This window comes from Halorubrum sp. SP9 (assembly GCF_005435015.1).
GTDB classification, from domain to species: Archaea; Halobacteriota; Halobacteria; order Halobacteriales; family Haloferacaceae; genus Halorubrum; species Halorubrum sodomense.
On sequence record NZ_SGXU01000252.1, the window covers coordinates 1 to 611 of the forward strand.

1 protein-coding gene is annotated in these 611 nt (G+C 59.6%); it reads right to left on the minus strand.

All coding sequences use genetic code 11. The features are described from left to right. Positions 1 to 611: tyrosine-type recombinase/integrase (locus EXE45_RS17415; RefSeq protein ID WP_137695074.1), on the minus strand; the 611-nt coding region annotated here is incomplete at both ends.

Consider the following 611-nt stretch of genomic DNA (forward strand, 5'->3'; position numbering starts at 1 on the left):
GTAGTGCGGTTCTAACGGTTCATCACATTGCGGACACGTCGCAGGCGTCAGCGACTCCTCGCGTTCATCACGGATCCCCACGTCCAGTTCCGCGTTCTCGATGTAGTCTTCGTCCACGAGGTGCTGGTAGGTGCGTTCCAGCTCCCGAGAGCCAGCCTGATGGCCGATAAGATGACGGACCGTGTCCATGCTCATCCCGTGTTTTGAGATTGCCATCGTCACGAAGTAGTGACGAAACTGGTGGGGGTTGGAGGGCTTTTCCACCCCTGCGCGGTCCGCAATTCGCTTGGTGATCCGTCCGAACGCCTGTTTGGAGAGATGATCCCCTGGCTCGATGTCGTCGTGCCCCGACCAGTCGTAGATGTGAGTGAAGAACGCATCGTCGGGGTCGCCTGTCGGATGCGAGCGTTTCCACTCTCTCGCCGCCTTCTGTGCGCCGAGCAGGGGCCGCTTCCCCTCGGCGCCTTTCATCCCCTCGCCTTCGGGAATATACAACTTCCCGCTTTCACCTTCGTTCGGTCGCACGTCTCGGAGGGTCAACATCCGCAAGGCGTTGTGTCGTTGTCCTGTGTAGATCAGCATCTCCAACAGCGCCCGATCGCGTTTGTTCG